Raw genomic sequence first — 22336 nt, 5'->3', positions numbered from 1 at the left:
GGACCTTTTATTCCAAGTAGTGAAACATACTTGTATAGAGGTCTGGTTTTTTATTATTGGTTTCATTTAATAGAAGGAGGGAATGGATAGGTCTTTTGGTTTATTCGTCAGTTTTTGTTATAGAATATAAGTAGGGAAATAAGGAAAAAGGATTCATTTTAGACAAATGAAACCGATATTAAAAGCGGAGGATTTTTTCCAATAAAAGGAGGATGAACCGCTTGAAAAAGAAAAACAAAGAAATAAATGGAGTGAAGAGAAAGCTGGTTATATCTTTTTCATCTATCTTAATCATACCGATCGTTCTTATTGGTTTTTTGACTTACAACAGCTCCGTCAATTCCATGCAAGCACAGCAGGAACAACAGGTAAATGAAATCATCACTTTAATGGGACAAAATATCGAGGATACACTTGCCTTGAAAAGTAGAGATATTGACGTATTTGCTGAAAATACAAGAGGGGACCAGATAGAAGAGGAAGACGATGAACTAACCATTGTTGTTGGTCAATACTTACATTTTCACGATGAAGTAGATAAAGTTTATTTTGGTTCTGAAGAAGGCACATTAGTTATTCAGCCGGAAACAGAACTGCCTGATGATTTCGATGCTCGTGATCGTCCATGGTACATAGAAGCAATGGAAGCTCCGGGAGAATTAATTATTTCTGACCCTTACCCAACAGAAGCTTTAGACGGAGATATGGTTGTGACACTTTCTAAAGCGTTGGCAGGTGGTTCAGGAGTCGTCGGCATTGATTTGTCGATGGATTTTGTTCAGGAAATGGCATCCTCTGTTGAAATTGGTGAAAGCGGTTACCCTGTTTTGTTAGACAGAGGCGGAAATGTTATTTTCCATCCTGAAAATGAAATAGGCGCACAGATGGAAGAAAGCTTTTATAATCAAGTATCCGCAGAGAATGCAGGAGCTTTTGAATATACAGAGAATAATGAATCGAAAATTCTGGTTTATGATACCGATGACTTCACAGGCTGGACGCTGGCTGGAAGTATTGATTACAGTGAAGTACAGGACAATGCAGCTTCCATTATAAAAACACTTATCATTGTAATGACTGCTGCTTTTCTAATCGGCTGTGTCATAAATGCGGTCACTATTCAGTCTATTCTTCGTCCAATCAATGGATTAAAAAGGAGAGCAAAGGTAATCAGCACCGGAGATTTGACGGAAGAGATTAAAGTTGTCAAAAATGATGAGATTGGTCAGCTAGGCAATGCGTTTAACGAGATGCAAAGCAGTTTAAGAGAATTGATCCGTGATGTAGAAGTAAATGCGCAGCAGGTTGCAGCATCCGCAGAGGAGTTAAACGCCAATGCGGATCAAATGACAAATTCATCGGAACAAGTATCGCTTGCGGTTCAAGAGGTATCCTCCAGTGCAGAAGATCAGTTAAATGGTACGGAAGACAGTGTGAATTCCTTGGAGGAAGTATCAACCGGAGTCGGAAGAATTGTAGAAAGCTCGACAAAGGTTTCTGAATATGTAACCCAGATGAGCGGGCAGGCAGATGTAGGTGGACAGGCCGTAAGTAATACACTAAATCAAATGACATCCATCCAGTCATCTGTAGAAGATACGAATAAAGATATAACATCTTTATTAGAGCGTTCTAAAGAAGTAAATACCATTCTCAAAGCAATTACCGATATCTCGGAGCAGACTAACTTACTTGCCTTAAATGCAGCAATTGAAGCAGCTCGTGCCGGAGAGCATGGAAAAGGCTTTGCTGTTGTTGCTGATGAGGTGAGGAAGCTGGCAGAGCAATCTAAGGCATCTGCAAGTGAAATCAGCGCAATTGTTCAAGGAATTCAAAGTGATGTCCAAAATGCTGTTGAGAAAATGGAGCGGGTGGCATCATCAGTGAATGATGGCCTGGATGTATCCTATGATGCAATTGACAAATTTGGGGAAATCATACGGACAAGTGACAGTATCAAACCGCAGATGGAAGAGGTTACAGCAATTTCTGAGCAGATGTCTGCCGTTGTTGAACAGGTTACTGCAACAGCAAATAATTTAGCCGCTATTGCCAGAACGAATGCAGCAACTTCTGAGGAAGTAGCAGCTTCAACGGAAGAGCAATTAGCATCCATGCAGGAAATCTCGGCATCGGCGAAATCATTATCGTCTATGGCAGAGGAATTAACGGAAAAGGTTAAAATGTATAAATATTAAACATGGATAAAAAGAACGGCAGTTGAACGAAATTCTAAGCAGGGAGCTTTGTTATCAGCTGCAGTTTTTTTTTTTTTTGTAAGTATTTAGTCATGGGTTGATAGTTTGGAGTAGAATGAAAGTTTTAAAACAAAACGAATGTGTTTATATTATGAAAAATTATCCGATAAATATAAAGTATGAATTTTTAAGGACGAGTACTGTATTTTAGCAGAAAAAGGAGTGAATCATTAACGGCTACTGTATACTTGCTTTGTGGGTATTTTTGCCTACTTTAAATAAACCATTAAAGAGAAGGCGAATATGTCGATGTTAATAATTCTTCTCTTACCATTTTAATCGTGAAAATCAAATATAGCAGCAAGGGAGATTCAGTTGTGAAGAAAATAATGAAACCAAAAGGAATTAGATTTAAATTAGTATTATCCTTCTTTTTAATGCTATTGACTCCGGGGATAATCATTGGAGCAATTACATATTTCAGCTCTATCAGCACTTTAGAGGATCAAAAAACAGAGCAGGTAGAAGATATTACTGCACTGCTGAACCAGACAGTAGACAATGCATTGGAATTAAAAATAAATGATTTGAATACATTTGCAGCACAATTTAATAGTGGGCAAATTGATGATGATGAAGAGGCATTAGAACAGGTGTTGGGACAATATAAAGAAATGAACGAAGGCGTTTCCGAGGTATATATGGCTTCTAATGACGGTGATCTATTCTATAGACAGCCTGTTTCTGAATTGCCGGAAGGATTTGATGCAACCGAACGCGGCTGGTTTATCAATGCTGTGGATAATCCGGGAGAGGTGCAAATTTCAGAACCATTTGAAAGCGCAAGCGGAACAGGAACAGTAGTAAGTATCACGAAAACATTGGATGACGGTTCTGGAGTAATGGGAATCAGCCTGTACATTGATTTTATCCAGCAGATGGCATCAGAAGTTTCTATCGGACAAAATGGCTATGCGATTATTCTTGATCAACAGCAGAAGTATGTTTACCATCCAACCTTTGAAACGGGAGAAGAAGCGGATGGCAGTACACTGGGAACAATGTTTGATAATGAGACAGGCACTTTTGAGTACAGCTATGATAATGCAGAAAAAATAATGGTTTATGACACAAATGATTTATCCGGATGGAAGCTGGCGGGAACGATTGATTACAGCGAAATTCAGGATGAAGCAGCATCGACTTTAACGATAATGGTAACGGTTATCGCTGGCACACTATTGGTGGGAACTTTAGTCATCCTGTTCTTAATCCGTTCCATCACCCGCCCAATTCGTAAATTAAAAGAAAATGCTAAAGTAATCAGTACAGGTGACTTAACACATTCAATTGAGATTAATACAAAGGATGAAATTGACGAGCTGGGTCAGGCCTTTAATGAAATGCAGGAGGGCTTGAAAAATCTTGTTCGTGATGTCGAATTTAATGCGCAGCAGGTTGCCGCATCGGCAGAGGAATTAAATGCGAATGCTGACCAAATGACAAGCTCATCAGAACAGGTATCCTTAGCTATTCAAGAGGTATCCGCCAGCTCAGAAAAACAGTTAAGTGGAACAGAAGAAAGCGCTAATTCATTAGAAGAGATATCGACAGGGGTCGGTCGAATTGTTGATAGCTCCACAAATGTTGCTGAATTGGTGACGCAAATGAGCACACAGGCAGAAGTCGGAGGGAAAGCAGTCAGTGATACTTTAAATCAAATGACTTCTATCCAATCCTCTGTAGATAATACAAACCTGAATATCGCCTCCTTACTGGAACGCTCGAAGCAAGTAAGTACAATCTTAAAAGCTATTACTGATATTTCTGAACAGACAAATCTTCTGGCATTAAATGCAGCGATTGAAGCAGCTCGTGCCGGCGAGCATGGAAAAGGATTTGCTGTTGTAGCTGATGAGGTTCGTAAATTAGCGGAGGAATCCAAAAACTCAGCCGGCGAAATCAGCTCAATTGTTCATGGCATCCAGGACGACGTTCAAAAAGCGGTGGAAAAGATGTCTGAAGTGACAGCCAATGTAAATGATGGATTAGATGTATCTTATGATGCCATTGATAAATTCGGAGAAATTCTGCGTTCAAGCAGCGATATTAAACCGCAGATGGAAGAAGTAATGGCAATATCCGAGCAGATGTCTGCAGCAGTTCAACAGGTAACAGCAACTGCAAATGACCTGGCTTCTATAGCCAGAGATAATGCCTTATCCTCAGAAGAGGTCGCAGCATCTACAGAAGAACAGCTTGCATCCATGGAGGAAATCTCAGCATCTGCAAAATCCCTGTCCAGCATGGCAGAGGATTTAACATCAAAAATTGCGGAATATAAATATTAAGAGGAATAAAACGTAATAGTAAAAAAGAAGAATCTCCGTTATTAGGAAGATTCTTCTTTTTTCTATATAAGTACTTCAGCTTTTTTATTTAAACTTCAAATGAATTTATATTCATTTCCACTTCAAAACAAACCAATTTGATTTTTTGCTTCAAAATATGGGTACAGCCTTACTCTTTCTATACATATCATTTATTTGCATCTTTACTTATACAGCTTGGCAATCGTCTTATTTTTATAAGATATGCAGCAATTAAACGACTACCATGCAGATTTGTAATCAAGCTATCAGATCTTCCGTTGAATGGGAGTTTTATTTGAAATCCGATCTAATTGATTTAGCAAGTTATCCAGCGACTGTGATATTTTCAATAAATTTGGGTCATTTGGATCTTTTTCATAAGCTGCATACATTTCTTTTCTTTTCGCTTCAATCTGCTTGTTCAATTTATTAATTTCTGACATACTCTCACGCCCTCTCCAATTATCAAACAGAAGTTGGATATGGCATAAAAAGATATGATAAGGCTCTTAGCATGATTTTAACAGGAAAGGGGAGAAAAATAAAATAAATCAACTATTGTAATTTATGGGAAGGGAGTATTTAATAGTAAGTTAAATATTTAAATTAAGTTTGGGTGAACTGGATTTTATGATAAGTGTTCATTAGGAGGATGGCATGTTTTTATAGAATTATAGAGGCTTTTTTCGCAGCAAAAAGTGAGGAAAAATAAATTTGAAAAAAGAATTAAAAAAAATTATAAAAAAGCTTAAACAATTTGTCCCAGTTGCCGATATAAGAAATAGATCATCAATGGATGATTCGTTAGGGCCTTAACGATAAATATTTATTTTGATATTGACCTAAATGGTTAATATAGATGAGATCACATGGATGTGGCTCAAAAATTTTAAATTACATGGAGGTAAGAAATTATGATTATCAATCACAACATTTCCGCAATTAACGCACATCGTCAGCTGGGAGTAAACCAAAACGGAGTACAGAGTTCATTGGAAAAGCTTTCTTCTGGACTTCAGATTAACCGCGCAGGGGACGACGCTGCTGGTCTATCTATTTCAGAAAAAATGCGTGGACAAATTCGTGGTTTAGAACAAGCATCTGTAAACTCACAAGATGGTATTTCTTTAATTCAAACTGCTGAGGGTGCTCTAAATGAAACACATGCTATTTTACAGCGTCAAAGAGAGCTTGTTGTAAAAGCTGGTAACGAAGGAACTTTAGAATCTGATGACCTAACAGCAATCAAAGATGAAATTGATGAGCTTAATAAGGAATTAACAGGAATTTCAGAACGTACAGAGTTCAACGGTAAAAAACTTCTAGATGGCAGCTATGAAGGAACATTGCAAATTGGTGCAAACCAAGAGCAAGCCTTAGAAGTTGTAATTAATTCAGGTGCAGAAGGAGAAGGATTCAGTGCCGAAGATTTAGGTGTAAATGGTCTTGAAGTTAGTGGAGAAAGCGCTGATGCTGACTTAGCTTTAGTAGATGCTGCAATTGCTAAAGTTTCAAAAGCTCGTTCAAGCCTTGGTGCAAACCAAAACCGTTTAGAACACACTATCAATAATTTAGGTACATCTGCTGAAAACTTAACAGCAGCAGAATCTCGTATTAGAGACGTTGATATGGCGAAAGAAATGATGGAATTCACAAAGAATAACATTCTTTCTCAAGCAGCTCAATCTATGCTTGCGCAAGCTAACCAGGTTCCACAAGGTGTACTTCAATTATTACAATAATAAGTATATAAAAAGCTCCCGGATGGGGGCTTTTTTTAACCATAAATTTATTTTTTAAAAACAGGAGTGAGTTTCTAATACTCATTCCTGTTTTAGGTTTATAATACTTCATTTGAAGAAATCAATTGCACTCCAAGCTTAATCACTAGTTTAGCATATCGTTCAGGGTGAAGTGTATATGCTGGACCACAAGGATTTACTTTTGAAATAGCGATCTCATTATCCTTGCTAAGCTGAAATGTAATTTCCAATTCATTTAGTGGAAGCATCGAATAATAGTCTTGGATAGCAGCTGCGATTAATTCACTGTATTCCATTAAATTTGCTTCTATCGAATTAAATTCATCAATATCTATCTGTTTTTCGTCAGAGTTTAGAAAGCTTATTTGGTTAGTATGGAGTAATTCATTTCCATTATTCGCAGTTTGAAATGTTACATTTGCAATATTCCACTTATTTATATTGATATCTCTAATTAAATGCAGATTAAATTGCTTTCTGGGAAACTCATAAGTATCTGCTTCTACAATAACACGTTTTTTTACTAAGATTTTTTCGAAGTGCTGAGTCAATTGAAACTCACTGAACACTTGTGTTTTCTGCTGTGATATTACTTCAAATTTATTATTTTGCAGCTGGTTAATATACATAATTTCATCTTCTGCTTCCAAAATCAATTTAATACTGTGATATTTATTTACCCAATGAAATACATCTCGAAGTTTTTTAATCCTTGCATAATTTGGTAATAGGGGAGCTAATTTTTCATTTTTTTCTAGCTGTTGGTACAGCTCAGGTATATTTACAATTTGATTAGACCAGTGATTGATAAATGGAATATTCTCAAGCTCTTCATAAACAAATTTAAGATGTTCATTATCTTTTGCTTTTAATTCATCTAAAATAATATCTGGATAAGAGCTGATAGAAGGTTTCCACTCTTGATTCTCTCTGTCATAAAAATGCCCGCGGATAAGTAAATTCTCAAAATCGATATCGTTTGGCCGGATAAGACAAATATCTATATTTTCCATTTCGGCAGAGCTTATAAGTGCTCTTTGTAAAGGTGTAATCTGCGCAATATTTGGAACGATAAGACCTAATAATTTTTTACCCATATGATGACGGGTACTTAAATTAGAAGTATGTGAGTTAAATTGGTTTTTTTGAATACTATTAGCAGAAAGTGAATGGACAATACCATTTTTATAAATGTATTTTGCATAACCAATGGTATTCACAGCTCTTTGGTCTTCATGGAAAGCAGTCTGTGGCCCATTGTTTGCTTCATGCATCCATATCTTCCCTTTATCATCAATTGCAAAGTCCAGGCCGAGCTCATCAATCGCCATACCATATAATTTATCTAAATTCCATGCTACATCAATAGATAATTTCAGAATATCTTCTGCATATTTTTTCCCCTGCTTATCCCCATACTCATTCATTAAAAATTCATGGAAGTCTTCTATTCTTCCTTCTGTGCTGATGTTACTTAGGTTTGATTTTTTATTACCGATACGCGGATAAATATAGGTGACTTGCCATTTTCCTGATGCGTTTTTTTGTACATGCGAACGTATATGATAAGGTTCATTATTTTTTGTACGAGTATGAATATACTTTTGAATAATGTAGCTGCCTTTTTGATTTAATATAATGTCATCAAGCCATTTTTCAAATTCTTCTGCCACAAGAATATTCTCTTTTTTTTGATCTAATAAAATATACCGGTGTTTCTTTTTCGTTACAAAATAAATATTTTCACCACGATTTGCTTCCAAGTGTTTGAAAACTACTTTATTATTACTCTCTATGAAGTTCAGAATTTTTTCTTTATTATGACATAATTGAAATGGCACAAGTAATTTCACATATTTATTTCTTGTTTGCACGAGACGTTGTGGTAAGGATATTTTATTGCCAACATGAAAATAATTTGTAAATGGAACTGTCCTTAACAATTTTCGCCCAATATGTGTCTTTTTTGCTGAAGTATTATTAATTACATCTGGAAAAGGAATGGTTACTTGCTTTTTTTCTCCATTCTGATAAGATACTGCATCAATCATTTTCTCAGAGAAGTTCACATCATTATCTCCGAAAAAATATAAGATTGCATTTTGTTTTTCACTCTCTTTTACCATTGCCTCAATTCGGGGCTGTGGATAGTAAAGGAGGGGATTTTGAATGCCGTAAACTCCGATTTTAATTTGCTCTTTTTCTTTATTTATATGGTTATTTTCTTCAAATAGCAGCTGCAGTTTTTTTAGGTTAGGAATAAGTGAAAACTGTGTAATTTCAAGGATTTTCGTTGATTTATCGTTCTCGATATTTTTAGCAATTAATAATAAATTTTTCTCTAATTTACCAGATAAATTTTGGTGTGTACTGTTTATGTAGCCATTTTGATTTAATGCCTGAATACCATCGACAATACTCCCCAATATAAAAATAGCCTGATTTTTTTCTTTTTTTCTCACTAACCCTTGAAAATGTTCAGCTGCTTCTATAATTGTGTTTACGATGTTTAATGATTGATTGATTTGCTTTTGATTTATTGTAGGCAAAATGATGCACTCCTGACTTAAAAAAATATGTTTGGAATAATAGATGCTGTTATAAAATGAAATGAAGAGATAACCTTCATGTTTATTATCGGTATGTTAGGAGAAATACTAAAGGAGTTATAGCTTCAAGTTTATATTATACGAGATAGAATTATAACTATAAATTAATACGAAGAAGGGAGGATAGTTATTTGTACCTTAGTGTTAGAAGGAAAAAATTAGTTATATTACTTAGTTTTATAGAGATATCATAAATTTAATGGAATATCTGTTTTTGCACAGTTAATAAAGTGTGTATATACTTTTATGTTAGAGGATTTTCAAAAGTAGTCATTTTAAATTTAGCTAGTTTATATGCTCGAAAACTTTCATACCATAATCATTCATCCATAAATGAAATTGTTGCTCCTAAAAGTAAACTGGAAGCCAATGATGAAGAAATATGTAAACAGTTAAGTAAATATTGAGATCAAGTAGATAGGGTTATGCTGGTTGGAAGAGGAAAAAAAGTAAGAGGAAGCGAATTAAAGTATAAAAAGAGGATTTTAAAAGTTATAAAGATTATTAATAGCTATATTAGAGAAAAGTAAACATTATCAGGTACTTCTATAAGAACTAATCAATGCCTATGTGTTTATAAAAAAATAGGTTTATTTATATGATTATTAAATCACCAAAGGAGGTCCTTCCCATCTACAAACTACTAATTGCGGATCGCGACAAAGAAGAACTTCAAGGCATCCATTGGCTGCTTTCAAAATATTCATTCCCAATAAACAAGACCAGATTAGCCAATCAACTAACAGACGTTCTGACCACTCTCGAAAATGAACTGCCTGATATATTATGTATAGAATTAGATATGATACAGGAAGACAGCTGGGAGATGGTTAAATCATTTATTCACAGATATTCTGGACAGGTTATCGCCATCACTGCCGAGGCTACTTTTGAGCGGGCAATGCAGGCAATGTCTATTAAAGCAGTTGATTTGTGGGTGAAGCCGCTCTCTCCATCACTTATGAAGCATGCCTTACAGCAGGCTATCGGAAATCTATCAGCTGTAAGTAAGAAAAACACGATTACAGAACTGGGGCACACTGTGCGGTATGAAGCTTTATTTATAGACGACCATGTTTCCTTCCCTTACCCTGTATATTTACTGGGAGCTGAGCAGCGAAAAACATTAAATGATCTCAGAGATTTTATCGATCAATTTGATTTTGATTATAAGCCATCCGTATTTTCTGCTCATGATAATATTGTGCTCGTGTTCCAGCATGATTTTCCGGCACCTGTAAAGCAGGCGCAGCGATTCTTAAGAGAATGGGAGCATTCGGAAGGAAATCCTATTGCAATTGTTGTAAATAGAGGGAGTGGGGACTCTCTTCATCCGATTTATATGAAACTATTGCGGATGATGGAAACGACCTTTTTTATAGGCTATAAGCAGGTGTTGCAGGCAGAAGATGTTCAGGAATGGATAGATATTGATCCTTTTTTAACTGTGGAGGAGCAGAGAAATTGGGTTTTTATGCTGGATGAGAGACAGGGAGATAAGCTGAAAAGCTGGCTGTATGAGGAATTTTTTAATATGAAGTCTCCATATCCGGAGCCAGGTCTGCTTCGGACACGATTAACAAGTATACTCGCGCAGATACGCCGGTTTATGTTCCGGAAAGGGCTGAAATCAAAGGCTAGTGAAGCGTATTATAAAAATGTGTTTGAGAGTATATTATATAGTCCGGTTTTATATCGTATTGTCCAGGAGCTGATTCTGTTTATTAATTATCTGTTTCAAACGGTCAAGGAACAGGATATATATGCGAGGGCAGATGTTATCGAAGCGGCCATCGGTTATATGGAGAATCATTATAATGACGCAACTCTTTCATTGACGGAAGTAGCTGCGCATGTTCACCGCAGCCCATCTTATTTGAGCCATATTCTGTCGAAAAGATATCAGCAATCTTTCCGGGAAATGCTGATCTATATTCGAATGCAAAAGGCGAAGGAGATGCTTGGTGCAACGGATGATTCCATTCAAAATATTGCTGCTGCTGTCGGTTTCCGCAATCCAAATTATTTTAGCCGTGTGTTTAAATCACATACCGGTCTGACTCCGCGTGAATGGAGATTGCAATAAATGAAGTAGAAATATTATATTTTTATAATAATCTAATATTATTATCATAAAATGAAAGCGTTTTATATATAAGTTTATCTTTACCTATGATTTTTATATTATTTCGAATAGGAGTTATCTATATTGCACTCTCCCTGATTGGTAAAATAAGAATTATCAGAATACAGAATTGATGGGAGAGTGAATAAGTCATGTCAGAGACAAGGTCAAGAGAAGTAAAACAATATAGAGGCACGGAATTAAATACAAAAGGTTGGATTCAGGAAGCAGCATTACGCATGTTAAATAATAACCTCCATCCAGATGTAGCGGAAAATCCGGATGATTTAGTGGTGTATGGCGGGATTGGAAAAGCAGCGAGAAACTGGGATTGCTATGATGCCATTGTTAAGTCTTTAACAGAATTAGAAGTTGATGAGACGTTATTAATTCAGTCTGGAAAACCAGTAGCCGTTTTCCCATCTCATAAAGACGCTCCCAAAGTGTTGATAGCCAATTCAAACCTTGTACCTGCCTGGGCGAATTGGGAACATTTTAATGAATTGGACCGGAAAGGATTAATGATGTACGGGCAAATGACTGCTGGAAGCTGGATTTATATTGGCAGTCAGGGAATTTTGCAGGGAACCTATGAGACCTTTGCGGAATGTGCAAAGCAGCATTTTAAAGGCAGCCTGGCTGGAACCATTACATTAACTGCGGGACTTGGCGGCATGGGAGGGGCTCAGCCACTGGCTGTAACCTTGAATGGCGGTGTCTGCATTGCAGTTGAAGTAGATCAGCATCGAATTAATCGTCGGATCGAAACGAAATATTTAGATATGTATACAGATAACGTAGACGAAGTGATTCGTCTGGCTGATGAGGCCCGTAGCCAAAGGAAAGCTTTATCTATCGGTCTATTAGGAAATGCAGCAGAGGTTTTACCAGAAATGATTGCGAAAGGATTTATTCCCGATGTGTTAACGGATCAGACATCTGCGCATGATCCGTTAAATGGTTATATTCCAGAAGGATTCAGCTTGGAGGAAGCTGCTGATTTGCGGAAAAAGGACGAGAAAGAATATACAACTCTTTCTAAAGCAAGTATTGCTAAGCATGTAGAAGCAATGCTGGAAATGCAGAAGCAGGGAGCTGTTACCTTTGATTATGGAAATAACATTCGCCAGGTGGCAAAAGACGAGGGTATAGAAAATGCTTTCGATTTCCCTGGGTTTGTTCCTGCCTATATCCGTCCGCAATTTTGCGAAGGTAAAGGACCGTTCCGCTGGGTGGCGTTATCCGGAGATCCAGAGGATATTTATAAAACAGATGAAGTGGTTTTACGTGAATTTAGTGATAATAAGCATTTATGTAATTGGATTCGGATGGCTCGAGAAAAGGTGAGCTTTCAGGGCCTGCCTTCCCGTATTTGCTGGCTTGGTTACGGGGAACGTGCGAGATTTGGAAAAATCATCAATGATATGGTTGCCAGTGGGGAGTTAAGTGCTCCAATCGTCATTGGCCGTGATCATCTTGATTCCGGTTCTGTCGCATCACCAAACAGAGAAACAGAATCAATGAAAGACGGCAGCGATGCTGTTGCTGACTGGCCAATTTTAAATGCTCTGATCAATAGTGTTGGCGGGGCAAGCTGGGTCAGTGTTCATCACGGCGGCGGTGTAGGAATGGGATATTCTCTACATGCTGGGATGGTCATTGTTGCGGACGGGACGAAGGGTGCTGAAAAACGCCTGGAGCGTGTATTGACTACGGACCCCGGGATGGGAATTGCCCGTCATGTGGATGCAGGATATGAGCTGGCACAGGAAACAGCGCGTAAAAAGAACGTGAACATTCCCATGTTAAAAAATGAATAATGTAAAGTGCTGTCTTTTGGAAACAAATATTTTTTCAGAGATGTACGAATACAGCTACATTTTATAAACTGTTAAAAACATGCATGCGGGAGGGGAAGTAACATTGGCACAAAAGATGTTTATTTCAAATGCGAATCAAGTAATTACAATGGCGGGGCACTCTGATACACCTGCTAAAAAAGAGAAAATGTCCAAGATTTCAATAATGAAGCATGGGAGTATCTGGATTGAAGATGGAAGGATTGTTGAAGTGGGTCCGGATGAAGAGCTCCGTGAAAAATACAGAACACAAATAGAAGATGCAGTACAAATCGATGCAACCGGTAAAATTGTAACACCGGGTCTGATTGACCCACATACACATCTTGTTCATGCCGGTACACGGGAAAATGAGTATGCGATGCGTTTAAAAGGAAAAACATATATGGAAATAATGGAGGCAGGCGGGGGGATTCATGCAACCACCCGTGCTACACAAAAGGCAAGCCATGAAAAGTTATATGAAGAGTCGAAAAAGCGTTTAGATAAATTTTTATTGCATGGTGTGACAACGCTTGAAGCAAAAAGCGGGTATGGATTAACACTGGAGCATGAATTGAAACAGCTGGAAGTGGCAAAGCAGCTGCAAAAGGATCATTCAGTTGATATTATTTCTACTTTTATGGGAGCTCATGCTGTACCGATGGATGAGAAAAAGAATCCGGAAAAGTTTGTTACCCGGGTCATTGAAGAAATGATTCCTGAAGTAGCAGAACGGAAATTAGCTGTATTTAACGATGTATTTTGCGAGCGAGGAGTATTTACGCCCGAGCAGTCAAAGCGAATACTAGAGGCTGGAAAAAAACACGGACTTATTCCTAAAATTCATGCTGATGAGATTGAACCATATGCCGGTGCGAAATTAGCAGCAGAGGTCGAGGCAATTTCAGCAGATCATCTTTTGAAAGCATCCGACGAAGGAATAAAAGCGATGGCAGAGCAGGGAGTTGTCGGTGTTTTATTACCTGGAACAGCCTTCTTCCTAATGGCGGAATTTGCTCCTGCTAGAAAGATTATCGATGCTGGGGTTGCGGTAGCTTTATCCACGGATCAGAACCCGGGATCTTCGCCAACGATTTCTCTTCCGTTTATTATGAATTTAGGCTGTCTGAAGATGGAAATGACACCTGAGGAAGTATTAACTGCAACAACGATTAATGCAGCACATGCCATTGGCTGTGCAGATGAGGCGGGCAGCCTGGAAAGTGGTAAGAAAGCAGATATTACCATTTTTGATGTTCCTAATTATTTAACTTTATCGTACCAGTATGGGATGAATCATGTAGATACTGTTATAAAATCCGGAAAGCAGGTTGTAGTGGGAGGACGGCTTCAATAAGTATAATCTGCCCTTAGATCACGATGTAAAATAATGACTTGACAATACTGCTGTTTTTAAAGGGAACTATCAAATAGAGAATAAGGGGATTGTCATATTTAGCAGTAGTATCGAAACTTAAATAAAAAGGGTGAATAGAGTGAATCAAGTTCAAAAAGACGTAACTGTTAAAGAGCCTAAACACGCACAATCCCTTAATATCAATAATTTGCTGAAGTTTCTCTTGTTTAGTTTGATTGGAATTTTTACTTTCTTTATCCCGATTACAATAAACGGAGTATCATCGATTCCGCTTGATCATATTGTAACCTATGTTCAAACCGTTTTTTCCGATGCTGTTCCTTATTATGCTTTGATTATGATTATCTTTGGAGCAATATATCCATTTATAAATCGTACTTGGAATAAAGATATAGTTAATATTGTTTTGTCTTTGTTTAAGATTTCTGGTGCAGCTGTAACGGTTATGTTAGTTTTTCAATTTGGACCAGGCTGGCTGCTTGATCCAAATATCGGACCATATCTCTTTGAAAAATTGGTTATTCCGGTCGGAGTTCTTGTACCTATTGGAGCTGTCTTTCTGGCTTTACTTGTAGGCTATGGATTATTAGAGTTTTTTGGAGTTCTGCTCCAATCTGTTATGCGTCCAATTTGGAAGGTACCAGGCAGATCTGCAGTTGATGCAGTAGCATCTTTTATTGGAAGTTATTCTGTAGGTTTATTAATTACAAATCGGGTTTTTAAAGAAGGAAAATATACAATAAAAGAAGCAACGATTATTGCAACAGGATTTTCAACCGTTTCTGTAACATTCATGATTGTCATAGCAAATACACTTGGTTTGATGGGGATCTGGAATATGTATTTTTGGGTCACATTATTTGTTACTTTCCTGGTAACTGCAATCACAGTAAGAATGTGGCCTTTAAATAAACTCAGTGAGGAATATTATGACGGAGAAGGACATCCGGAAGAAAATATTAAAAAGAATCGAATAAAAGTTGCATGGTCACAAGCTATGGAGGTTGCTGATCAGGCACCGGCAATTTCAAAAAATATTTGGATGAATTTCAAGGATGGCTTAATCATGACAATGGCAATTCTTCCATCTATTATGTCGATTGGTCTGCTGGGGCTGATTTTAGCGGAGTATACTTCTGTATTTGATATATTGGGTTATATCTTTTATCCATTCACATGGATTATGCAGGTTCCAGAGCCGTTGTTAGCTGCTAAGGCAGCAGCTACAGAGATTGCTGAAATGTTTTTACCGGCATTGCTCGTTACGGATGCGCCATTAATAACGAAATTTGTAATTGCTACCTTATCTGTATCAGCTATTCTTTTCTTTTCGGCTTTAATTCCATGTATCTTGTCTACAGAGATACCGGTCAGTGTTCCTAAGCTGATTGTAATTTGGATTGAGCGTACTATATTAACAATCATTATTGTAACGCCAATTGCATATTTATTACTTTAGCAAGGTTAAAAAGAGCAGGTAAACATCGAAATGAACAGATATTATTCCTATAAGTAATGGACTATTTTTATTACTCAGATTATAATTATAGATAGCCAATAGTAAATAGTGTTATTTTTGAGAGTAAAAGGGAGCGTTTACATGTCTCAGAAAATTAGAATTGGAAAGATTGCAACGCTGCTTGCCATGTTAGACGAGAGTGAATATAGCTCCTTTGATGCCATGTTTAACGAAGTGGATACATGCCTTGGAAAAGTGGGCTCGATGAACATGCAGAAGGTTATATCATCTGTAGAAACGGCAGTTAAACGAAGCGGGCTGATTGAAGAGGGAATCTACAGAGAAACGCATGCTTTATACCATACGATTGTCGAGGCGCTTGAAGGCGTAACAAGAGGACAGCTGGCGATTGGAGAGACAATGCGGACAGTAGGCCTTCGCTTTGCTGTTGTACGCGGCAGACCATATGAAGAAGAAAAAGAAGGCGAGTGGATAGCTGTCGCTTTTTACGGAACAATCGGTGCACCAATAAAAGGACTGGAGCATGAAGCGCTCGGTCTTGGTATTAATCATATTTAATCATTTTATCAATTAAATACGTAATCATGACCTATAGTAACGAGTTGTTAGGAGGTGATGATGGCTTACTTAAGTATGCCGTTATCACCTCCTTTTTATGTTTACAGCGTAATTTGATAAAGCAGGCTTGAAAAAGGAGGAAGCAGTAATGATAGAGTTAACAGGCCATTCTTTAACAATTAATCAGTTGAAAAGAATTCTGATCGATAAAGAAAAAGTATCGATTTCAGAAAAAAGCATGCAAAAAGTCCGCGAAAGCAGATATGCGGTAGAAAATATTGTAGCAGATAAAGAAACGGTATATGGAATTAATACGGGTTTCGGCAAATTCAGTGATGTCATTATTGATCAGGAACACGTAGAAAAGCTGCAGTTAAATTTAATACGTTCACATGCTTGCGGTATTGGAGAGCCGTTTCCTGAAATTGTTTCACGCGCAATGATTGTGCTGCGCTTAAATGCTTTATTGAAAGGATTTTCAGGAGTTCGTGCTGTTCTAGTTGAACTGCTGGCTGAGCTTATTAATAAAAATGTACATCCGGTCATTCCGCAGCAGGGATCCCTGGGGGCGTCCGGTGATTTAGCTCCGCTGGCCCATCTGGCACTTGTTTTAATCGGAGAAGGCAAGGTCTATGATGGTGCGGGGAAACCAGTAAATGCAGCACCAATTTTGACTGATAAAGGTATCCAGCCAATCGTCTTGCAGGCGAAGGAAGGTCTTGCGCTTATCAATGGTACACAGGCCATGGTTGCAATGGGAATTGTAAACTATATAGAAGCAGAACAGATCGCCCTGGATAGTGAGTGGATTGCGGGTATGACGATAGAAGGTCTGGAAGGAATCATTGATACCCTTCATCCGGCTGTACATGAAGCAAGGGGCTACCAGCAGCAGATGGCAGTTGCAGAAAGAATGCGTGAATGGTTAGAGGGGAGCAGTCTTGTTACAAAGCAAGGCGAAAAGCGCGTACAGGATGCTTATTCATTACGCTGTATTCCGCAGGTGCATGGCGCGTCATGGCAGGCGCTGGATTATGTGAAAGAAAAACTGGAGATAGAGATGAATGCTGCTACGGATAATCCGCTTATTTTTGAAGAGGGGAAGCTGGTTATTTCAGGCGGAAACTTTCATGGACAGCCCATTGCATTTGCGATGGATTTTATGAAAATTGCTGTAGCAGAATTAGCTAATATATCAGAACGTCGTATCGAGCGGCTGGTGAATCCACAGTTAAATGATTTACCGCCATTTTTAAGCCCGGAGCCCGGTTTACAATCCGGTGCTATGATTATGCAATACGCAGCAGCATCACTTGTTTCAGAAAATAAAACATTAGCACATCCCGCAAGTGTGGATTCAATTCCTTCTTCTGCAAATCAGGAGGACCATGTAAGTATGGGAACAATCGCATCACGTCATGCGGGGATGATCATACAAAATGCGAGACGCGTATTAGCGATCGAATGTATATGTGCTCTGCAGGCAATAGAATATCGGGGTGTAGAAAATGCAGCACCGAAATTAAAAGAAAAATGGAATAAGATGCGTAAGGCGGTTCCAAGCATTACGGAAGACAGGATTTTTTCTGAAGACATAGAGAAGGTAAATCAAGCCTTAAATCCATTGATTAACACCAGCAATTTTATTGAAAAAGGATCTTATATTTCTTAAAACAGGATAACAAGGAGACAACATTCCTCATTTTATCAGGGATAGTTGTCTCTTAGGTTTTTAAAATTCGTAAAGCACTCCTCCTCAAAGCTGCCATCAAATAATAAAAGCTCTCCCAATCTCTTCACATTCCCGCCCAACCAGCCGATATACCTATAAACAAGTATATTAAAAATAGTATGATTGGAGGGTAATAATCGATGCGTATCAATAATAATGTAATGGCTTTCGCAATCTATAATAATATGAATAATCATTTTGCAATGGCTCAGAAATCCATGCTCCGTATTGCGAGTGGTCAGCGTATTAACAGTGCAGCAGATGATCCGGCCGGTTTAGCAATCTCAGAAAAGATGCGTGCGCAAATTCGCGGTTTGAATATGGCGATACGTAATACGCAGGATGGGATCTCGCTCCTGCAAACTGCGGAAGGTGCAGTAAATGAAACACATGCGATATTGCAGCGGATGCGGGAGCTGAGTGTAAAGGCTGCGAATGGAACATATTCAGACCTTGACCGGGAGATACTGCAGGATGAAATCAATCAACTTCGTGAGGAATTGACTCGAATTGGCAGGGATACAGAGTTTAATACGCAATCCTTATTAGACGGCTCTTATACAAATAAGCGTATTCAGGTTGGGGCAAATTCCGGACAGTATATTGAGATTTCTATTGGTGATGTAAGGGCAGCGGCTCTTGGTGTAGATGAAATTGATATTTCTACACAAGAAGGAGCGGACGAGGCCATTGGTATATTAGATGAAGCGATTAAGCGGGCATCGTCCCAGCGTTCTAATTTGGGAGCAATCCAAAATCGCCTGGAGCATACGATTAACAACCTTTCCAATACTGTTATGAATTTAACACAGGCAGAGTCACGGATTCGAGATGCGGATATTGCAAAGGAAATGATGTTATACACCAAGCATAGTCTTCTGGCACAGGTTGCGATGGCTATGCTGGCACAGGCTAATCAACAGCCGCAGATGATATTACAGCTTTTGCAAAATTGATATTTTCAGTAGAGGGTATAAGTTTTAAAAAAATAACTAAAAGTGTTCTCCTAAAAAAGAACACTCTTAGCTCTATCTATGAAACGGACAGCCCTTCATTTCTTGATAAGCCTTATCCTGATAAAAGAAATTCGGCTTCTTCAACTCATTGCTATAGGGCTGATGCCAGACATGTGTAGTTGCTGGGGAAACAGGCGGGATTAGCCAGGTCCATTTTCCGGTTACTTCACGTTCTGCTTTTGCTTCCTGTTTCTCAAAAATGCGGAATTGTGCTGCGGCTGTATGGTGATCTACGATGGATACACCTTGTTTTTTAAAGGAATGGAGCACCATTTCATTCAGTTCAATCAATGCACGGTCCTGCCACAAATTACTGGCATGCTTTGTCTCTAAGCCCATAATTTCTGCCATTTTGGGGAGCAAATTATAACGGTGCTCATCTGCGAAATTTCTTGCGCCGATTTCCGTCCCCATATACCAGCCGTTAAAGGGAGCAGATACATAATGCAGTCCGCCGATTTCAAGGCGCATATCTGCAATAATCGGAATAGCATACCATTTTAAATGTAAGTCTGCCACCGCCTTATATTCTGGATGCTCCATTGGGATTTCCGGAATCAATGCTTCAGGGATGCTTCTCCAGACAGGTGGCTGGTCGCCGATTTGAATAACCAGGGGCAAAATATCGAAATCAGTTCCTTTTCCCTGCCAGCCCAGTTTCTCGCAAATCCTTGTGAATTCCAGCGAAGCTGAATCGCCAATAATACCTTCTCCAGAGTCGTAGCCCGCATAACGCAGCAGTTGATGGTTCCAGACTTTTACGGTCTCTTCTTTTGCTGAAACAGCAGGGAATATCGTGATATATGGCTTAATTCTTCCCTGATTAAAGGCATTTTTCAAATGACTGAACAGAAATTCGAATACTTCTTCTTCTGTGGCTGCCTGCCTGGCATCCGCTACGTCGATACGTTCCCAGAACAGTCTGCCGATACAGCGGTTCGAATTCCGCCAGGCCAGCTTTACTCCATAAACAATTTCATCGTAGGTTTGAGTATATGTACCGAATGCTTTTATATCTGAAATTACTTCTTTCATTCTTTCTTCTAACTTTTCTGCAGGAGCTCCGGTCTCCGTATAGTATGTTTTTAAAAATTGTTCGGCTTCCTGCTGCATTTCATAATTATTCAATGGAATTTACCTCCAGCTGTTGACTGCATTTTATAGTATATATTTTAACGAAGAGAAGGATGAATTTCCATTTTATCTGACGCACAGGAAGGGAAGAGGCAATTATTTGTTCATATTGCTGTCACATACCTTCCTATAGCAAAATGAAATTATGATTTGTGAAATGTACAGATGGTTTCAATAGACTTATGAATGATTGGTGAAAGGTACCTGGTTCGATCTTTGACAAGATAAACATTTCTCTTTAACTCCTGATCTTTCATTTTTTTGATATGCACTGTTGAATGATGTGATTTATTTACATAGTTTTCCGGAACAATGGTAATTCCAAGCCCGCTTTCTACCAGGTGATAGGCTGTTTCAAACCTTTCAATTTCAAACTGAATATTAGGGCTGATGCTTGCATATTGAAAAGCTTTTAATATATCATTTCTGGTCTGATATCCTTCCTTACATAATATAAAAGGCGGGTGTTTTAAATCTTCCATAGTAATGAATGTTTTTGTTTGGAGGGGATGGTCGTCTGGAATTAAAGCTACAAGGTTTTCTTCATATAAAAATATCGATTGCAGCTCTTTGGTATCAATATAATAATTCGTTATTGCATAGTGGATTTCATAATTTAATAAAGCATTTTGAAGTTCGGATAAGCTAAGTAATTCAGAAATTTGAATGTGAATATCATTCGAATTTGTTTTGATTTTTTTGATAACCTCACTAAACCAATTTTTAGCTGTTTCGATCATACTGATTGAAAGCTCTAACGGACCTTCTAACCGTAGCCGTTTCATTTCCTCCTCCATACTATTCATCTGATTAATTACTTTTTTAGCTTGATAATAAAGAATTTCACCTTCTTTGGTGAGCTGTATATGCGGTTTTTTTCGGTTAATAAGTGAAAGGCCTAAATGGTTCTCTAATTTCTTTATGGATATACTTAAAGATGGCTGCGAAATATGCAGATGTTCCGCAGCTCTTGTAAAGCTTTTTTCTTCAACTACCTTGATATAGTATTGTAATTGAGTCAAGTCCACAGACAATTCTCCTTTAATTATAGTCTTAAACTATAAAACAATAAATTATATATATTAGTGATTATACTATACAAAATTTATAATGAAGAGAAATTAATTAATGCAACGGAGGGAAAAATATGTATCAAGCACCTGCTAATGAGTACTGGAAAGGAAGAGAGGACAGCAGCTCTGACAGGAATAGTTTCCGTTTCCACCAAACAGTAAACTTAGAAACGATACAAACGTTAGATGATGCAGAGAAGATGATTGCACTTGTCGGCTTTGAATGTGAAGAAGGTGTCCGGCGAAATAAAGGCAGACTTGGTGCAAAGGAAGCTCCTAATAAAATTCGCACTTTTTTATCCAATATGCCCAGCTCCGTTTTAGGAAGTTATTCTCTTATAGATACTGGTAACATCATCTGTGAAGGCAGGCATATGGAGAAAGCACAGATGGAGCTCGGTGTACATGTGGAAAAGCTGCTTTCTAAAAAAGCCGCTCCGATTATTATTGGCGGCGGTCATGAAACCTTTTTCGGTCATTATTTAGGAGCAAGATCCTATTTGAAAAAGGAGGCACGTCTTGGAATCATTAATATTGATGCACATTTTGATATGCGGAGAGATATGCAGCCATCCTCTGGAACCATGTTTAGGCAAATTCTTGAATCGGATAAAAATGCAAATTATTTATGTATTGGAATTCAGCCTTTCTCTAATACAAAAGCATTATTTCAAACAGCTGATGAGCTTGGTTGCTCATATTTTCTGGAAAATGAGGTTAAAGGAGATATCCAGCGTATTTTTCAGGCAATCGACCAATTTAGCGCAGACCATGATGCACTCATTTTTACACTATGCACAGATTCCATTTCAGCAAGTGAAGCTCCGGGTGTCAGTGCACCTGCTCCGTTTGGTCTGGCAGTATCAGATGTTCGGAAGCTATTGAATTATATTGCTTCAAAAGATAACACCATCAGCTTCGATATATCTGAAGTTAATCCCGCTGTTGATGAAAATGACCGTACAGCGCGACTTGGTGCAGCACTGATTACGGAGGTTATCCACACATTTTCTAAGTAAATATAAAATCCATACAGGGGAAGACAGGGAGGAAAGGC

General features: G+C 38.1%; 15 protein-coding genes. 11 read left to right on the top strand and 4 right to left on the bottom strand.

From position 1 onward, the window contains the following. The first annotated feature begins 212 nt into the window (after nucleotides 1-212). Together MKY30_RS01255 and MKY30_RS01250 are read left to right on the top strand one after the other, a co-directional pair. Nucleotides 213-2198: a methyl-accepting chemotaxis protein gene (locus tag MKY30_RS01255; RefSeq protein WP_341082590.1), complete on the top strand. Its 1986-nt coding sequence runs from the start codon at nucleotides 213-215 to the stop codon at nucleotides 2196-2198. Nucleotides 2199-2575: 377 nt separating this feature from the next. Beyond that, the gene (locus tag MKY30_RS01250; protein ID WP_341082589.1) at nucleotides 2576-4549 is read left to right on the top strand and encodes a methyl-accepting chemotaxis protein; all 1974 of its coding nucleotides are present in this window, start codon (nucleotides 2576-2578) and stop codon (nucleotides 4547-4549) included. Nucleotides 4550-4836: 287 nt separating this feature from the next. Here the strand turns inward: MKY30_RS01250 and MKY30_RS01245 are convergent, their stop codons facing one another. Next, nucleotides 4837-5013, bottom strand: coding sequence for an aspartyl-phosphate phosphatase Spo0E family protein (locus tag MKY30_RS01245; RefSeq protein ID WP_147210682.1), 177 nt, complete (start codon nucleotides 5011-5013; stop codon nucleotides 4837-4839). 471 nt (nucleotides 5014-5484) lie between these two features. Between MKY30_RS01245 and hag the strand changes: the two genes are divergently transcribed. Continuing rightward, nucleotides 5485-6312, top strand: coding sequence for a flagellin Hag (hag, locus tag MKY30_RS01240; protein ID WP_147210681.1), 828 nt, complete (start codon nucleotides 5485-5487; stop codon nucleotides 6310-6312). A gap of 98 nt (nucleotides 6313-6410) precedes the next feature. Here hag and MKY30_RS01235 read toward each other — a convergent pair whose 3' ends face one another. Continuing rightward, a complete protein-coding gene (locus MKY30_RS01235) occupies nucleotides 6411-8882 on the bottom strand; it encodes a YheC/YheD family protein (RefSeq protein ID WP_147210680.1) in 2472 nt (823 codons plus the stop codon). A gap of 658 nt (nucleotides 8883-9540) precedes the next feature. On the opposite strand from MKY30_RS01235, the gene MKY30_RS01230 reads away from it, so the two are divergent. The 7 genes from MKY30_RS01230 (at nucleotide 9541) to MKY30_RS01200 (ending at nucleotide 19012) form a co-directional block, all read left to right on the top strand. Further along, complete coding sequence (locus tag MKY30_RS01230; RefSeq protein WP_341082588.1) at nucleotides 9541-11028, top strand: response regulator transcription factor; 1488 nt, start codon at nucleotides 9541-9543, stop codon at nucleotides 11026-11028. 191 nt (nucleotides 11029-11219) lie between these two features. After that, on the top strand, nucleotides 11220-12887 hold the full coding sequence (gene hutU / locus MKY30_RS01225) for a urocanate hydratase (RefSeq protein ID WP_147210678.1): 1668 nt from the start codon (nucleotides 11220-11222) through the stop codon (nucleotides 12885-12887). Between the two features lie 115 nt (nucleotides 12888-13002). Then, the gene (hutI, locus tag MKY30_RS01220) at nucleotides 13003-14265 is read left to right on the top strand and encodes an imidazolonepropionase (protein ID WP_341085583.1); all 1263 of its coding nucleotides are present in this window, start codon (nucleotides 13003-13005) and stop codon (nucleotides 14263-14265) included. A 199-nt stretch (nucleotides 14266-14464) separates the two neighbouring features. Next, nucleotides 14465-15745, top strand: a complete 1281-nt coding sequence (locus MKY30_RS01215; protein WP_341085581.1) for a YjiH family protein — start codon at nucleotides 14465-14467, stop codon at nucleotides 15743-15745. A 141-nt stretch (nucleotides 15746-15886) separates the two neighbouring features. After that, nucleotides 15887-16324, top strand: a complete 438-nt coding sequence (gene hutP / locus MKY30_RS01210; RefSeq protein WP_147210675.1) for a hut operon transcriptional regulator HutP — start codon at nucleotides 15887-15889, stop codon at nucleotides 16322-16324. 148 nt (nucleotides 16325-16472) lie between these two features. Further along, complete coding sequence (gene hutH / locus MKY30_RS01205) at nucleotides 16473-17996, top strand: histidine ammonia-lyase (RefSeq protein WP_147210674.1); 1524 nt, start codon at nucleotides 16473-16475, stop codon at nucleotides 17994-17996. A gap of 200 nt (nucleotides 17997-18196) precedes the next feature. Beyond that, nucleotides 18197-19012: a flagellin N-terminal helical domain-containing protein gene (locus tag MKY30_RS01200; protein ID WP_147210673.1), complete on the top strand. Its 816-nt coding sequence runs from the start codon at nucleotides 18197-18199 to the stop codon at nucleotides 19010-19012. Between the two features lie 72 nt (nucleotides 19013-19084). On the opposite strand, the gene MKY30_RS01195 is transcribed toward MKY30_RS01200, so the two are convergent. Both MKY30_RS01195 and MKY30_RS01190 read right to left on the bottom strand, forming a co-directional pair. After that, nucleotides 19085-20185: a nitric oxide synthase oxygenase gene (locus MKY30_RS01195; protein ID WP_445667728.1), complete on the bottom strand. Its 1101-nt coding sequence runs from the start codon at nucleotides 20183-20185 to the stop codon at nucleotides 19085-19087. Nucleotides 20186-20349: 164 nt separating this feature from the next. Further along, nucleotides 20350-21234: a LysR family transcriptional regulator gene (locus tag MKY30_RS01190; RefSeq protein ID WP_147210671.1), complete on the bottom strand. Its 885-nt coding sequence runs from the start codon at nucleotides 21232-21234 to the stop codon at nucleotides 20350-20352. Between the two features lie 119 nt (nucleotides 21235-21353). Between MKY30_RS01190 and hutG the strand changes: the two genes are divergently transcribed. Continuing rightward, complete coding sequence (gene hutG / locus MKY30_RS01185) at nucleotides 21354-22298, top strand: formimidoylglutamase (protein ID WP_147210670.1); 945 nt, start codon at nucleotides 21354-21356, stop codon at nucleotides 22296-22298. Nucleotides 22299-22336 lie beyond the last annotated feature (38 nt).

The organism is Oceanobacillus sp. FSL W8-0428 (assembly GCF_038004405.1).
Taxonomy (GTDB): domain Bacteria; phylum Bacillota; class Bacilli; order Bacillales; family Amphibacillaceae; genus Oceanobacillus; species Oceanobacillus sojae.
Note: the sequence above shows the minus strand (reverse complement) of the source record. Positions and strands in the feature narration are given on the sequence as shown.